General features: G+C 43.6%; 9 protein-coding genes and 1 CRISPR repeat array. All 9 genes read right to left on the reverse strand.

Annotated features, from left to right (window positions below; translation table 11 throughout):
* Positions 1-136: 136 nt before the first annotated feature.
* Positions 137-4,312: direct repeats of the CRISPR family, unit length 28 nt; unit sequence TTTCTAAGTCATCTATGCGATGTGGAAT.
* 177 nt (positions 4,313-4,489) lie between these two features.
* Complete coding sequence (gene cas6f / locus K941_RS0110525; protein ID WP_036388170.1) at positions 4,490-5,089, reverse strand: type I-F CRISPR-associated endoribonuclease Cas6/Csy4; 600 nt, start codon at positions 5,087-5,089, stop codon at positions 4,490-4,492.
* 2 nt (positions 5,090-5,091) lie between these two features.
* Complete coding sequence (gene csy3 / locus K941_RS0110530; protein ID WP_029103590.1) at positions 5,092-6,084, reverse strand: type I-F CRISPR-associated protein Csy3; 993 nt, start codon at positions 6,082-6,084, stop codon at positions 5,092-5,094.
* A gap of 42 nt (positions 6,085-6,126) precedes the next feature.
* A complete protein-coding gene (gene csy2 / locus K941_RS0110535) occupies positions 6,127-7,062 on the reverse strand; it encodes a type I-F CRISPR-associated protein Csy2 (protein ID WP_051226020.1) in 936 nt (311 codons plus the stop codon).
* Positions 7,059-8,456 carry a type I-F CRISPR-associated protein Csy1 gene (csy1, locus tag K941_RS0110540; protein ID WP_051226021.1) on the reverse strand — a complete coding sequence of 466 codons (1,398 nt, stop codon included), beginning with the start codon at positions 8,454-8,456 and terminating at the stop codon, positions 7,059-7,061. The genes csy2 and csy1 overlap by 4 nt, the downstream gene beginning before the upstream one ends.
* Positions 8,457-8,780: 324 nt before the next feature.
* A complete protein-coding gene (cas3f, locus tag K941_RS0110545; protein WP_029103593.1) occupies positions 8,781-12,104 on the reverse strand; it encodes a type I-F CRISPR-associated helicase Cas3f in 3,324 nt (1,107 codons plus the stop codon).
* Between the two features lie 13 nt (positions 12,105-12,117).
* Positions 12,118-13,068, reverse strand: a complete 951-nt coding sequence (gene cas1f / locus K941_RS0110550) for a type I-F CRISPR-associated endonuclease Cas1f (RefSeq protein WP_029103594.1) — start codon at positions 13,066-13,068, stop codon at positions 12,118-12,120.
* Between the two features lie 381 nt (positions 13,069-13,449).
* Complete coding sequence (gene purC, locus K941_RS0110560) at positions 13,450-14,163, reverse strand: phosphoribosylaminoimidazolesuccinocarboxamide synthase (protein WP_029103595.1); 714 nt, start codon at positions 14,161-14,163, stop codon at positions 13,450-13,452.
* A 96-nt stretch (positions 14,164-14,259) separates the two neighbouring features.
* Positions 14,260-14,544, reverse strand: coding sequence for a hypothetical protein (locus K941_RS0110565; protein WP_036388173.1), 285 nt, complete (start codon positions 14,542-14,544; stop codon positions 14,260-14,262).
* 26 nt (positions 14,545-14,570) lie between these two features.
* Positions 14,571-15,473 carry a 4-hydroxy-tetrahydrodipicolinate synthase gene (dapA, locus tag K941_RS0110570; protein WP_029103597.1) on the reverse strand — a complete coding sequence of 301 codons (903 nt, stop codon included), beginning with the start codon at positions 15,471-15,473 and terminating at the stop codon, positions 14,571-14,573.
* Positions 15,474-16,061 lie beyond the last annotated feature (588 nt).

A 16,061-nucleotide genomic window follows, 5' to 3' on the forward strand; every position in this document is an offset into this window, starting at 1 on the left:
GGTAGTGGTCTAAAAAGTATGCCAAACTAGGTTTTCCGTTCGCCCTGAGCCTGCCTGCGGGTAGGAAAACCGTTAGGTTTCAAGCTCGCCACGAACTGTTTTCTCTGTAGCATACTTTTTGAACCAGAGCCAAAAATTTCTAAGTCATCTATGCGATGTGGAATCAAAATAAATATTGGCAGAATAACGCCATTGATTTCTAAGTCATCTATGCGATGTGGAATGGTAAGGACATGGCAAAGTCTTTGATGGACAGCTTTCTAAGTCATCTATGCGATGTGGAATAGCCCAACATCTAAAAGCAAAACAGCTAGGACTTTCTAAGTCATCTATGCGATGTGGAATAATGCGTGTTGTTCTCATCTAGAAGTTTACAATTTCTAAGTCATCTATGCGATGTGGAATTGTTTTCCTTAGCCCCATTAGGGGCGGTTGTTTTTCTAAGTCATCTATGCGATGTGGAATTGTCATTTTGTGCAAAGAGAGGGGGGTTTTTTTCTAAGTCATCTATGCGATGTGGAATGGAATTCTAATGTTTGGGCACCTGCAACAAAATTTCTAAGTCATCTATGCGATGTGGAATATTTTGTTTCTCCTGTGGATTGGGTTTCTCCTTTTCTAAGTCATCTATGCGATGTGGAATGAATAACCAAAGTATAATGCAATAAAAATGGCATTTCTAAGTCATCTATGCGATGTGGAATAAAAGACAAGTTCATAACAACCTCTTTTAGTTTTTCTAAGTCATCTATGCGATGTGGAATTTGCACAATTTCCATCTCTTTGGCATTGGCAATTTCTAAGTCATCTATGCGATGTGGAATGGGTTTAACAATAGCTTTTAGTAAGCTGTCAATTTCTAAGTCATCTATGCGATGTGGAATTGAAGTTCCCATATTAGTATCCTCTATTAGTATTTCTAAGTCATCTATGCGATGTGGAATAAACTTAATCAAAAACAATCTAGCTAAATAGATTTCTAAGTCATCTATGCGATGTGGAATACCCTCAATGCTAAATGATGTGGCACGAGCAATTTCTAAGTCATCTATGCGATGTGGAATAGCGTTGAGAGCTTATGTAGCAAGGGCTGGCATTTCTAAGTCATCTATGCGATGTGGAATGCGTTGCAAGGCGTGGAGAATTTTGAGGGTAATTTCTAAGTCATCTATGCGATGTGGAATTAGAATTTTTTGTTAAGTCATTGATTTTACTATTTCTAAGTCATCTATGCGATGTGGAATAAGAATCATACAACGATTTTCATTTTGATTGTTTTTCTAAGTCATCTATGCGATGTGGAATATTACGAAAGTCTAAGTATTTGCAAAGTTCGGTTTCTAAGTCATCTATGCGATGTGGAATCGCTAGGGGTTTTTGTTTGTCTGATTTCAGCAATTTCTAAGTCATCTATGCGATGTGGAATTTGGCGTTGGGCTTGGCGTTCCCACTCCGCTTTTTCTAAGTCATCTATGCGATGTGGAATCTTAAAAAGGCATTGAATCCGTGCCACAAACATTTCTAAGTCATCTATGCGATGTGGAATACTTATTCATAGCGTTGGTTTCCTATGGTTAGTTTCTAAGTCATCTATGCGATGTGGAATGCATATTTATGTATAAATGCATAAATATTTTATTTTCTAAGTCATCTATGCGATGTGGAATGATAGCCGTCATGTTTTAAATCCAAAATGCGTTTTCTAAGTCATCTATGCGATGTGGAATCCTTGTCAATTCTGAATACGGCTTGATAATGTTTTCTAAGTCATCTATGCGATGTGGAATTACTTTTGCCAATCGTTTGTCCTAGCACACTATTTCTAAGTCATCTATGCGATGTGGAATAGAGATTTCAATGCGCGGAATACGACTATCGCTTTCTAAGTCATCTATGCGATGTGGAATCCAAAGCATGATTAACAACGCCCATTTTATTTTTTCTAAGTCATCTATGCGATGTGGAATTCGATGCCTGAGTTGTGCAGACAAAATAACCCTTTCTAAGTCATCTATGCGATGTGGAATATCATGATAAAAACGCCCTTTTGCAGTCATATTTTCTAAGTCATCTATGCGATGTGGAATAAAAGGCGTTCAAGAAAATAACCATAACCAATTTTCTAAGTCATCTATGCGATGTGGAATTCAATGTAGCTATCATCAGTAACTGCAACTATTTTCTAAGTCATCTATGCGATGTGGAATAGAATTATCAAGACGAGCTGTTGGCGATGATTTTCTAAGTCATCTATGCGATGTGGAATTGGCTTAGGTAGGGGTTGCCAATGGGTTGGGTTTTCTAAGTCATCTATGCGATGTGGAATTGTGTATGGTGTTGGGATGGTTGATTATGCATTTTCTAAGTCATCTATGCGATGTGGAATTGTATAGTTCACGCATTTCAGGCGTATCAAATTTTCTAAGTCATCTATGCGATGTGGAATCTGTTGGTCTTACCGATTATCAAAAGACCCAATTTCTAAGTCATCTATGCGATGTGGAATTTATTTCTGCTCTTGTCATATTTTTTTGTTCTTTTCTAAGTCATCTATGCGATGTGGAATAGAAATAGGTACTTTTAAACTAGAACCATCTATTTCTAAGTCATCTATGCGATGTGGAATAGGGTATGCAACACAAAGTAAATTTTCCCAAATTTCTAAGTCATCTATGCGATGTGGAATCAGTTGCAGTTACTGATGATAGCTACATTGATTTTCTAAGTCATCTATGCGATGTGGAATATCGTGGTTTTGTCATCCGCCCAGCAATGTGATTTCTAAGTCATCTATGCGATGTGGAATGTTTAAGTATTAAAATGTTCCAATTTGTGGTGTTTCTAAGTCATCTATGCGATGTGGAATTATCACGGTTTTTGTATAGTTCACGCATTTCATTTCTAAGTCATCTATGCGATGTGGAATAATGACCGGGTACTTCTTGACGATAATAACCCTTTCTAAGTCATCTATGCGATGTGGAATCTAGGGTTCTAAAACCCTTAACCAACCATAGATTTCTAAGTCATCTATGCGATGTGGAATTGACAAGTTCAATGCGTGGAATACGACTATCATTTCTAAGTCATCTATGCGATGTGGAATATGTTATGAAAATGCGTATTAAAAATCACACATTTCTAAGTCATCTATGCGATGTGGAATAGCGTTACGCCGAATACTTCCCACCACAAATTTTTCTAAGTCATCTATGCGATGTGGAATGTCATTGCATAATTTTACTGACTTTCCAAAACTTTCTAAGTCATCTATGCGATGTGGAATTATTTTGCCCTTGCATATCTTAGCCCCTGTTATTTCTAAGTCATCTATGCGATGTGGAATATCGGGGTCTAATTGGTGCTTAAACTCTTCAATTTTCTAAGTCATCTATGCGATGTGGAATCTGCGGTGGCAGTTGCAATTAGTGGACATTTGTTTCTAAGTCATCTATGCGATGTGGAATGCTTGTTTATGTCTTTGACAAGTTCAATGCGTTTTCTAAGTCATCTATGCGATGTGGAATACGGTGGAAAAGGGTTGGCAACGGTGGAAAAGTTTTCTAAGTCATCTATGCGATGTGGAATGGCTTGGAATTGCCATACGCAATAAATCGTGGCTTTCTAAGTCATCTATGCGATGTGGAATAATAGTAGTCATAAAGCAAAACTGGTAACTTATTTCTAAGTCATCTATGCGATGTGGAATATTATCCACACATAGCACCTCCACGATAGGCGGTTTCTAAGTCATCTATGCGATGTGGAATGTGGTTGGCTTATTATGATGAAACACGCTGATTTTCTAAGTCATCTATGCGATGTGGAATTGGCTAATGCCTGTTCTATGGTTTCGTGGTCGTTTCTAAGTCATCTATGCGATGTGGAATGCATACCTGTTACAATTCCTTCCTAACCTATGATTTCTAAGTCATCTATGCGATGTGGAATTGTTCAGATTGCTGTTCACTAGTCAATTCGTTTTTCTAAGTCATCTATGCGATGTGGAATACACCCTTGCCCCCTGCCGTGCGAATTGGATATTTCTAAGTCATCTATGCGATGTGGAATTATCAAAAACCGACTTTTTACCAAAAGTCAAATTTCTAAGTCATCTATGCGATGTGGAATGACAAGTTCAATGCGTGGAATACGACTATCACTTTCTAAGTCATCTATGCGATGTGGAATAATAAAAAGAGAACATCCACCCTTACCTATCATTTTCTAAGTCATCTATGCGATGTGGAATAGCAGGGATAACTACCATTGCGGTTTTTGCTTTTTCTAAGTCATCTATGCGATGTGGAATAAGAATTATACAACATAAAACCCACTTATATCAAGGCTTACAGCCATATTTTGGGCGTTTACCCAATGTTTTTTCGCCTGTTTATAAGTGTTTGATTTTTATCAAGTTTTTAAATAGTCAAAAAATAAAGGGTGTAAACCTGTATCATGCCCCTTATTTTAGCACAACCAACCCCAATCACCAATGCGGAACGCTTGCCTTGGTCTCGTCATTAATGTTGGTAATGCCATAAGTGTTAAACACCCCCGTTTGTGGCTTGGCGACCGTATATTGGCGGACATGCAGATGATACTGCCGTTGGTTGGTCTCACTTTTTAGGCGGACAAAGGGGTAATTTTTGGCTTTTTTCTTGTGGGCAAGGCAATGCTCCAACGCTTGCTCCACTGTCAAATTTTTAAAATCAGCAAACCGCTCCACCTGCTTGCCCAAGTCATAATGGCGATAACGCTCCACCACCACATAGCCTGTCGCTCGCTCGCCAACGTCCGCTATCGCTTTGATATGCACATAATCAGACAGGCGAGACAGGCGTAGGGGTAAATCGAGCTTATCAAGCTCATCACGACTTGGGGCAAACACCCGCAAGCGACTGCCGAGCGTGCCTTTGTCGTGCTGCTCGCTGTAGCGATAATCAGGGAATGCTACGCCAATGGTATTGATGCCATGCCCATTTGCCACGTCCGCAAGAGCGATATGAAGCTGGTTGTAGAGCTTACTCCATATCGCATAGGGCGGTATGTCATCGTTTGGGATTAGGGTAATTTCTTGATAAACCATGCTCATTCCTTACCGCTTTCGCCAAACACGCCACCACGAATTAATACGCCCATGACGTAGTGTTGCTCGTTGTCGCTTGGGATTTTGCCGTCTTTAATCCAGCCGTCAAACAAGCTATAAAAGTCCTGCTTTTCTTTGGGCTGACGAAATGCCGTGCCAAGGGTCGTAACCGCCCCATAAGGCTCGGTCGCCACAGGAAACTCGGCATTTGGATACCAATCATCAATCGTACGAATGGCGTTACTGACCTTTTGTGAGTGCATACCAGCACGGTTTTGGCTCGTGTCGCCCACACGATAAAGCACCTTGCTTTTTTTACTGCCCGTATCCAAAATCAGCTCTTGGGACGGATACACTTCTTGTCCAAATCCGACTTTGGCATGAGCTTCCACCGTCAAAATGGTGAATTTATCGCCCATGAGTCCGCCTTTTATCCAGCTTGCCAAACGAGCCAATTTGTCATCTTGATAATCAAAATTGTTGAGCGGCAATTCACGAGCGTTGGCAAATTTCACCGACTCATCGCCAAGCGTTACCACCACCGACACCGATTCTGCTCCCATGCGGTTTCGCCACAAAAAGCGAGCGTTGGCAATGTTGTAGGCATAGCGTCTGGCAAGCTCATCAAATCCGTGTTCGTCTTTGTAGGCTTGCACCACATCAAGCAGGGCGTTTTGATAGGCTTGTTCGTTACAGACGTTGGCTTTGCCGTCAAAGGGCAGTACCTTGACCGTAAAGCGAGTGATGAGCGTGTCGCACGATTCGTCCAAAAAACTTGCATCCACGGTTTGCAAATTTGCCTTTTGGATTTCGGAGTCCAGCTTGGCAGGGTCGCTGGCAATGGCGTTTTTTAGGCGATTGCTGATTGTGCCACGCACGGACTTTTCTTGGACAAGTACAGGCATTTTGTCTTTACCATTGGTTTGCCAAAAGGTTGCGTCCGAGATGTCAAGTTTGCGTTCAAAAGCAAGCACGGAAGGGGTTTTTAGGGTCATGACAATTTCCTTTATTGGGTTAAAGTTGGTTAAAGGTTAAAATTACAAATATTTAGAATGCTTAATCACATATAAATCACAAGTGTCATCATAATCGCCATACCACAACGCAGAATCTAGATCATCTATGCGATTGGCAAATCGCCACTTGCCAAGCGAATATACCGCTTCCACAAACTGAGCAGGGTACTCGTCCGAGCGAGCGTGGCTCATCTGCCCCTTGTTGTATTTGTCCGAGACACCAACAAAGCCCACAGGCATAGGCACAAGCCAGCCACGCTGTTTTTTGACCGAATGAGTCGTCCACTCAGACTGGCTATCCGTGGGCGGTGTGTGGTGCAACACCGCTGTCTCAATGAGTGCGTCTAGGGCGGTGGCGTTGGGATTTTGCTCTTGTAATTCTTGGGTAATCTTGCCAAGCTCATCATGGGCAGACGTGATGATAAAGGCAGGACAAAGGCGAGATTTTTGCTCATCGATGTCGTCTTTTTTGACAAAATGCACGCCACTTATGCCTGTTAGACTGCCGCCTGCCCAGCGTTGGGATAGGGCAAATTCTTGCACGTTTTGGGTGAGCTGATTTGCTTCATCTTCGGTCAAATCCTGCACGCTGTCTTTATACACACCGATGAGTAAAGAGATGGTGAGATGACAACGCCCTTCTTCGATGATTGGGGCGGTTTTGCCTGATTTTAAAATGGGGTTGCGAGTTTGGGCGAAGGTTTTGTCTTTGTAGCCTTCTTGGTAAGTTTGAACTTGGCAATCAAAACACGCCACCAGCACACCGTCCAAGCGAATATTTTCAAAACCCATAAGGCTTGATACTTTACGGCTTAGGCTGTGCGTTGCCCCAACAAATCCTGTCAAGGCAGGAAAGCCATAAGTCAAGGGAGCGGAGACGGCATTGGCATTGATGATTTTGAGACGGTCAAGGCGAACATAGCCGACCAGCGAATGCTGTGGATAAATAAAACTCATGTCAATACTCCTTGCCCCAAACGCAAACTTGCGTTAAAGGTGTCTTTAAATTCTTTTTGCCAATGCTCAAACTCCGCCCGTCCAAATTCTAGCTCTACCGCTTGCTTGTTTTTCTTTTTTTGCTCTTGCTGATAATAAGCCAAGCGTTTTTCAAGCTCGTTTTGAATCCAATGGGCAAAATCTTTTTGTACATCGTTTTGCCAGTTTTTGCTCTCATGATTTCTTTTAAATTTATCTTCGCCGTCAAGCTCGCCACGCTTTGGGTCTAGCCAGTATTTTTGGTGCAAGGCAAGTTTATAAGCCTTTGACCAGCCTGCTTCTTTCTGACGGATAGCATGGGCGACTTGTAGTACGCTTAAGATAATATTTTGCAAAATGTCATCACGAACGGTGCGAACGTCTATGGTGTTTTTGTGGTTTTTATTGACACGAACAAGCAGTTTAAAAAGCTCGTCCATATCATCTTTGACCACATAGGCTAGCGACTTGCCAAAAATCGTCTTGGCTGTCTTGGCAAAAGACAAATCGCTACTGCCTGTAAAGGTGGGTGGGTAGGACGGTAAAAGATAGGTTTTGCCCCCTTGACGGCTGACAAGTTGAGAGATGTTTTGGGGCTTTGTACCACCAAGCTGTATCGTTGCCAAATCCACAACCGACACATAAGCGGTCGTCTCTTTGCCCTTAAAGCGGTTGTCTCGGGCTTGTTTGTTGGCGTCTGAATAGCGTAAGTGATTAATTTTATGAAAAACATCATGGCTAAGAGCGGACGCAAACAGCGGTATGATGAGATGATATTCATCATCAGGCAATGCCCAAAAAAGTTGTTTGTTGCGTTCGTGCGTGGCAGGTACGTCCTTTTTGCCTGTGAGCGTGTCATAAAAAATCCGCCGATAGTCATCACAAACCGCCACGTCATCATGAAATGCCCCCACCAAGGCAGGGTGTTTGTCGGTGATAAGCTGTCTTATTTTGATGTCGCCCACTTGCCAATCAAAAAAGCTCGCCAGTGGCAGGGCAGCAGCGTTGCCGTTGGCATCAAGGCTTGGTGTATCAAGGGTGTGCGTGCCGACAAATGGGCAGGACGTGGCGTTGGCGGTGATGTTGTCGCCTTTGGCATCGGGGTGTACGCCTTTTGAGATGTGCGTGCCAAATTTTAGCTGAGTTGCCATTTTTTTGGCATCGCTAAGCCATGTTTGTTTTTGGTATTTGGCTTGTATGGGGGCAAGTGCTTCTTGGGCTTGGGCGATTTTGGTGGGTTCGCCTGCTTCTGTGGCTTTGGCAAGCTGTTTTAGCTCTTTGTCGGCTTTTTTGTGAAATTGAGCGAGCAAAAACTCATCAATCGCTCGCTTGATATCATCGGTTGTCAAATTGGTGTTTGTGGTCGGTGCCGTCATGGGATTTCCTTGTTATTTTTAGGGTATTAAAGCATATTTAAAAATTGATTTCAACCATTATATTTGTAAAATATATATGAAATTTTGTTATTGATAAATAAATCAAGTATAATATAAAGTTCATCACAAAGATGACTTAGAAAATTATGTATGTTAAATACACATTCCACATCGCATAGATGACTTACACTCTACAAAATGAAAAGTGCTACGGTTTTTCGTTCGTGGTGAGCTTGGAAAACCTAACGGAAACTGACCCACAGGCAAGCTTAAGGCGAACGGTTTGTGTAGTAAAATTCAATTTTGTTAGCTGTATTTACCACGTTACCGCTCATACACCCCAAACCGCTCATCAAAATAATAGCCGTTATGATAATCATCACGAATGGTCAGCACGCAAAAGCGAATGATGAGCGTATTGACAGACGTGTCTGGATAATACTCCCTAAGCTTGGCAAGCTCGTCCGATAGATTGGCGGTCAGCCATGTATCAAGATTGGGATTTTGGCACGTTATCGCCTTTGGGATAATCTCATGGGTTGTTTTGGCGTTCGCTACACCGTGTGTCTCTACGCTGTCATAGGACGAGATATTTAGGGTGTTATCAAGCGGATTGATGATAAAATCTGTCTGCTTTTGACTTTGGCGAAATGGTGTCAGACAAGACAAATGAACGTGCAGACGGTTGGCGGTATCTGGCTCATAATAAGCATTGACCACATTGATGTCATCATTGTTCATCAAATCCTGCATGACGGCGTGTTCTAAATCCGCCAGATTCTTTTTGGGTTCTGGCGTAGCGGATTTGCTAATCCGAGCGACCGATGAAATGCGTTCATAATCTGCCTGTTTGATAAGTTTGCTCACTTGGTGCGTGGCAAGGGGAAAACGCTCGCTTTCAAATCCCGGTCGGCAAAAAGCAATGTCTTTATCCTTTAATGCCCTGATATTTTTATCCCAAATGGCAATATTGGGAGCAAAAGCCACCTTATCGGTGCGATGTCGCCACACTCGCCCTGCTGTTTGTATGATAGACCGCATGGAGCTTGGCTCAATCATCGCCCAATCATAATCATGGTCTCGCCCCACTTCCGCCACAGGCGTGGCAAGTACCATAAAGATGTGGTGCGTTTTGTCGGGGTGCTTGGCAAGGTTGTCTATAATATCAGGATTGTTGGCAAGAGCCTTTGGGTCATGGCGATTTAGGAGTTTATCAAGTCGCACTTCCAGCTGATTTCGCAAAATAAGCACTTGTCTGGCATGATAGCACGCCAAATAAAATTGACAACCGTCAAACCCTGCCATGTCGCCCGTCTCGTGCATGGCTTTGGCGATACCGATGAGTGGATTGATGTTTGCCATGCGAATAAGCCCAATACTTACCGTCTTACCATGAATTTGGGTGTGATGTAAGTCGTGCAAGGCTTTGGCTTTGTCAAACAGCACGCCTGCCATGTCTTTATAAAGCTCGTCATCGTCTTCATTATCCATCTCATCAATCAGCAAAATCTCGCCCCAATGACGCACAGCATTGTCATTTAAATGCTTGACACGCCCCCTAATAAACTGCTCATGATGAACATCAAAATCATCTGCCACTTGTACCGCTTTGCTCACATTTTCATCAAACCACGCACACACTACCTTTGGGGCAGGTTTGCCAAAATTAGCGTTATAAATCATACGTCCGCTCTGATACGCCTTAAACAGCCCTGCCACCAAATCAGGGGGCAATGTCGCAGACGACAACATCACCCGAGAACCAAACATTCCTGCCAAATGCACAAGGCGAGACAAGGCAGGCAGGTCGTTTTGGTCAAAATCATCAGGCTCATCAAAAATCACATCACTACTAAACAGCCGTAACATCGGTACGATATATCGCCCACCACGCTTGCACTCGCTGGCTTGCATTAGGTGGTCTATGGTGCAGACTGCCACAGGGGAGGCTATCAGGCGTTTGGCGTGGTCGCTCTTTACGAGCGTGCCAAGATTTAGCTCGCCCAAATCCGTGTCAATGTCGCTATCCACAAATTCATCTAGCAATCTTTGGGCGGACTCACTGCCTGTATCCGAGGCTATCTCGGTGTCATTGTCGCTGTTTTGCAACTCAAAAAGCTGTTTTTGGGCAAGACCGCCCACCAATACGGCAAGCTCTTTATCCGTCAAAGCCAGTTTTTGGCGTAGGCTTTGCCCTGTTTGTAAGGTCAAAACACGAAGCCCCAACGCCACAGTAAGCCTTGCCCCCTTATTAGGATCGGTCAAGGCGTACATGATACGAGCATTGGCAAGCGTTTTGCCTTTGCCTGTGCTTGCCATATTTATCCCAAAAAAGCCGTGTGTATCGGTCGCTTCACGGTGTTTTAAAGCGGTTTTAAAGGCGGTATTTTGCCACAAAAATCCGTCCGTATCGGTATTTTGCAATAAAGGATTGTGGTTTTGTAGGGTTGGCAAATTTTCATGCAACGTTGGCAAAATCCGCACAAATTGAGCACTAAATTGTGCCACGCCTAATAAATGCTCGTCTAATGTTTGTTTGATTTGTGTTTGCTTGGCTTGTGTTTGTTTGGTTTGGTTTTTATCATCAATTTTAATGGTATTGGCAATAAGGCTTGGGTCAAATTTTCCTTGATGACGTTTTTTATCATCTTTTTTTAAACCAGAATAATTATGGTCAGCGGTCATGAGTGATAGCCGTGATAAATGCAGTAAAAATGGGTCGGATACCGCTTGGGGATATTGCTTGATAAGGGTTTGCAGATAGGGCGAATTTTGGGCTTTTGTGGCGTAGCGTTTGAGCTGTTTTTGCCACAGTTTGTTGTGCAAAATAAACTGTTTAAAGTTAAAAAAGTCGTCCGCCTTATTGCCCTTATTAAACACCCAACGCTCTATGGCTTCTAGACTTGCCAAATAACTTTGTACATCGCCTGATAAACACTCTGGCGTGCTATACGCCTCGGGCTTTTTAAAATAATAAGCGTGTGCGGGTGGCAGGCGATGATGTGTTACCACAAGCCAAATAATCCATTTGGTTAAAGGGGGGAGCTTGCCCATATCTGCTTTATCTGGCGTGCCAAAATCGGACAAAGTCGGCAATGCCTTATTTGCCAGATACTCATCAACATGAGCAAGGCGTTCAAATACTGCTTGGTCGGTAGCACAGTCGCCCACCAGCCAGACGATGAGTTTTAACGACACCCATTCGTGGCGGTAGGGGTCGGAGATGTTGGTGGTGGCAAAGAGTTTATTTTGAAAGCCTATCGTGGATTTGCCGATGTCATGGAGCAGTCCTGCCAATGTGGCGATGATGCCAATGCCGTCCAAAAACTGCCAGTTATTCTCCCAATCATGGTGCAAAATAGAACGTCTGGTACGATTCACGGCTACGCCCCCTGTGGTGTTAAATTTGGATTTATTCCCCACCACCCAAACAAGCTCAGTGCGGTGGCGAGTGGCGATACGGTGGCAAGCGACTGCGGTTGATTTGCTGGCGGTGGATTTTAACAGCTCGTACACCGTTTTTAGACCAATCTCGGTGATGTTGGTTTGCCAAACGTTATCGCCAATGCGATCCGCAAAAGCATCCAAAATCTTGCGAGTGCGTTTTATGGCTTTTTTCTGGCACTGGGAAATAAAGGTAACAATCATGCAAAATCCTTATTTAAAATTCCTTGTTTAGAGCAAGCCCCTTTACCGTTTCAAACATCACATCAAGGGCGTGATAATCGGTAAAATAAGACAAGCACAGCTCACGAAATTCCTGCTCACGAGCATTATCAGACGCACACATAAAGGCAAGCGGTAAGATGATTGTATCTTTGACAATATCAGCAATATCAAACACCAACGCCCCACGCCGAGTTTTGCCATGCATGACGGCAAATCCGTGGGCAATGCCGAGCACCCAAGCGGTGGTCGCTCCCAAGCCGTATGCCAAATAGTTGCCGTGATTTAAAAACTGATTGGCTTTATCCACGCCGTCATAATCACGGCTAAATCCCTTATAGCCTGTGTGTTTGACGGCAAATTTATACAAATCTTTGGTCATACGTCCTTCTAGGGCAAGCAAATCTGATACACTATTTTGCCCTAAAATTTGGGTGCGGTAATGATTTTGTAAGCTGATGATTTCATCAGATTTACTATCAAAGCCTGCCCCACGCAAGTCCTTATCACGCCCCCATACGTCATTCATAAAATCAAGCCGAGCCATTTGCAAGCGTTTTGCCATAGCCAGACGTTTGTCATCGTCCCACCACCACGACAGCCAGCCTTGAATGTATTCGGTGGGGCGGTATTCTGATTGTGGGGTCAGCCACTCAATCTCACTTCCCATAAACAAAGGCGTGCCACCGCCCCCACAAAAGCCGATCAGCACGCCTGCACTTGCCAGTAGCCTTACCGCAGATTGGGTAATGGACGTGCCTGTGCCAAGCAGTATCACGGTGGTGTTGGCAATGGGGATATTGTAGTAGAGATTTTCTTTTTTACTTTCGGTGAGATACAGCACTCGCCCGTCTTTTTGCATGAGTCGGCAATGCTCTAAATAGTACAGATTGGCACGTTTGGAATGCAAAATGGTTTTTAGGTCGGTGGGGCGTAGGGTGTCCATGTTTTTCCTTACAAATAATATGGATATTAACAGATGTGTACTGCATCGTCAATCGTTGGGGTAGATTGGGGCGGGCTGGGGGGTGGATTGGGCAGGATTTGGATGGTGGTATTTTGAGTGGGCGTGTAGGGGCATGATGGACTCATGCCACGTTTTGAATACAAGAAATAAAGCGCATAAAAGCCAAATCCATCCAATCATACCTAACAAGCTCAATGTCATCACAGGCTTTGGGCATGCTGGACACACCTATAAACATCAATATTAAAGAGACGTAGAAAGCACGCCCCCACAAATGAATTTCTTTAAAATTTAGCATTGGTGCAAATTGGGGTAAATATCATAAAAAACAAGGGCGATAACCGCCCTTGCTCACACCCATCAATCAAGCGGTACGCCGATACGTCTTGCCACTTCTTCATAACCTTCAACGACATCGCCTAAACCTTGGCGGAAACGGTCTTTATCAAGTTTTTTCTTGGTTTCTTTATCCCACAAGCGACAGCCATCTGGCGAGAACTCATCGCCTAACACCACACGCCCATGAAACAGTCCAAATTCTAATTTAAAATCCACCAGCATAAGACCCGCTTCATCAAAAATCTGACTTAGCACGTCATTGACCTTGTGAGTCAGCACACTCATCTGCTCCAACTCGTCTGCGGTGGCATAACCTAAGGCAATGGCGGTACTTGGGGCGAGCATGGGGTCGCCCAATTTGTCATCTTTATAAAACAGCTCAAAGGTCGGCGGCATGAGTGGCAAGCCCTCAGCAAGCCCCAAACGCTTGGCAATACCGCCAGCTGCATAGTTACGCACCACGCATTCTACGGGTATCATTTTTAGGCGTTTAACCAGCACTTCATCGTCTGACAATTCACGCTCAAAATGCGTCTCGATGCCAGCGTCTGCCAGTTTACTCATGATAAAACTGTTAAAGCGGTTGTTCACCCTGCCTTTGCGGTCAAGCTTAGCGATTTTCTCGCCATTAAAGGCGGATGCATCGTTACGAAAATGCAAAATCAGATAATCAGGATTGTCCGTTTCATAGACAGATTTGGCTTTGCCAGTATAAATTAGGGCTTGCTTTTGCATGGGTCTCTCCGTGTTTGGTGGCGGTTTACACAATAAATTTACATGATAAGATTTATAAAACAAAAAGACACGAACAACAACGCTCGTGCCAAACCATCATCTCACCTGTGGTGGTCTAGGTAGCTCGTATTGCTTGCCCGACTCGTTGGTCGATGGAGCAATCTCGCCTGCCACCTCTGGCACATCATATAGGGGGATAAATGGAGCGGACGCTTGGTTGGCGGGCAGGCGGATGGGGTCTAGCTTGGTGGCGTGGACATAGTCCAGACTGCCGTTATCACGCTTGCCCAGCACACTTTTGATGCTTTGACAGCCCGTCAGTAGCACCACACTCATCATGGCAAGAGCGGTTAATTTTAGCGTTGTTTTTAGCGTTGTCATGTTATCCTCACTTATTCTTTTTACTGTTAAATCAATTTGGCTTTTTGTAGTGCCTGGTCAATGATGGGTTGATTGCCTGCTGACAGCCACACCAAAGGCAAGCGAATGCCCGTGTCAATCATGCCCATCTTGTGCAGGGCATATTTGGCAGGTTGGGGGCTAGATTCACAAAACAGCTTTTTGTGCAAATGCTCAATGCCTTGGTTGATGGTACTTGCTTCATCAAACTTACCTGCCAAAGCTAAGCTAAAAATCTCGCTCATGGCTTTGGGGGCGACATTGGACGTTACCGAGATGTTGCCCTTTGCCCCGAATTTCATGAGTTCTAGGGCGGTTGGGTCATCACCTGATAAGACCACAAGACGCTCGCCCACACGCTCGATAAGTGCCTTGCCACGCTCCAAATCGCCCGTGGCATCTTTGATGGCGACAATGTTAGGGATGTCGGCAAGGCGTGCTACGGTATCCTCTGCCATGTCCACGACTGTCCGCCCTGGGACGTTATAGAGAATCTGGGGAATGTCTACCGCCTCGGCAATGGTCTTATAATGCTGATACATGCCCTCTTGGGTGGGTTTATTATAATACGGCACGACCAGTAAGGCAAAATCCGCCCCCACTGCCTTAGCGTGGGCGGTCAGCTCGATGGCTTCAGCGGTGTTGTTCGCCCCTGTCCCTGCAATCACAGGAATGCGACCTGCCACTTGTTTGACAAAAAATTCAATGACATCGCCATGCTCACTCATAGACAAAGTTGCCGACTCGCCTGTCGTACCCACCGCCACCAAAGCGTGCGTGCCAGACTCAATCTGCCAATCAATCAGGCGAGCCAATGCATCATAATCCACCGCACCGTCTGCCGTCATGGGCGTGACCAGTGCCGTCATCGAGCCTTGTAGTCTTGCCTTCATCTCATCATAAGTTGCCATAAAACACCTGATTTGTCATTTTGTATCAAATGGCTTAGTTTAACATTTTACTGGGTGTTTTAAAATGCTTAAAATTAAAATTATTGTATTTATTGGAATTTTAAAATATTTTTTAAATATAAATTAAAATAATAAATCAATAAATTTGTGATGAATGGGTTACTTTTAGCAATGGATGGCATTGTTTTTTTTAAAGTTATTATGATATAATCAAAATTACAAATTAAGCGAATAAATGTTCACTTAATTTGTAATTCTTGATAAAATGCGTTTATCAAGAATGTTGATTAAGCTACACCCAAGAAACTTTAAAATTACTACAAATACAATGATGTGTGGACGTAGGGGCGTGCTGAGCACGCCTTGTATAGTAATATCATCAAAGGGTGTGCGGAGCCAACCCCTACAAACCCGTGGTAAATATCAAGTTGGTTGGGTGTATCTATTGATGACTTTATACACTCTACAAATGAAAAAGTACGACGGTTTTCGTAGCAAAATTCAATTTTGCTGGCTGTACATGGAGAAAATATTGAAAATTTTAACTATTTTTATATTCTTATTTTCTATGGTTGGTTGCTCTCAGTC

The sequence above is a fragment of the Moraxella caprae DSM 19149 genome (assembly GCF_000426885.1).
GTDB classification, from domain to species: domain Bacteria; phylum Pseudomonadota; class Gammaproteobacteria; order Pseudomonadales; family Moraxellaceae; genus Moraxella; species Moraxella caprae.

Bases quoted from the DNA above. Each gene is read 5' to 3' on its own strand.
- cas6f (WP_036388170.1), bottom strand. From the start codon at position 5,089: ATGGTTTATCAAGAAATTACCCTAATCCCAAACGATGACATACCGCCC.
- csy3 (WP_029103590.1), bottom strand. From the start codon at position 6,084: ATGACCCTAAAAACCCCTTCCGTGCTTGCTTTTGAACGCAAACTTGAC.
- csy2 (WP_051226020.1), bottom strand. From the start codon at position 7,062: ATGAGTTTTATTTATCCACAGCATTCGCTGGTCGGCTATGTTCGCCTT.
- csy1 (WP_051226021.1), bottom strand. From the start codon at position 8,456: ATGACGGCACCGACCACAAACACCAATTTGACAACCGATGATATCAAG.
- cas3f (WP_029103593.1), bottom strand. From the start codon at position 12,104: ATGATTGTTACCTTTATTTCCCAGTGCCAGAAAAAAGCCATAAAACGC.
- cas1f (WP_029103594.1), bottom strand. From the start codon at position 13,068: ATGGACACCCTACGCCCCACCGACCTAAAAACCATTTTGCATTCCAAA.
- purC (WP_029103595.1), bottom strand. From the start codon at position 14,163: ATGCAAAAGCAAGCCCTAATTTATACTGGCAAAGCCAAATCTGTCTAT.
- K941_RS0110565 (WP_036388173.1), bottom strand. From the start codon at position 14,544: ATGACAACGCTAAAAACAACGCTAAAATTAACCGCTCTTGCCATGATG.
- dapA (WP_029103597.1), bottom strand. From the start codon at position 15,473: ATGGCAACTTATGATGAGATGAAGGCAAGACTACAAGGCTCGATGACG.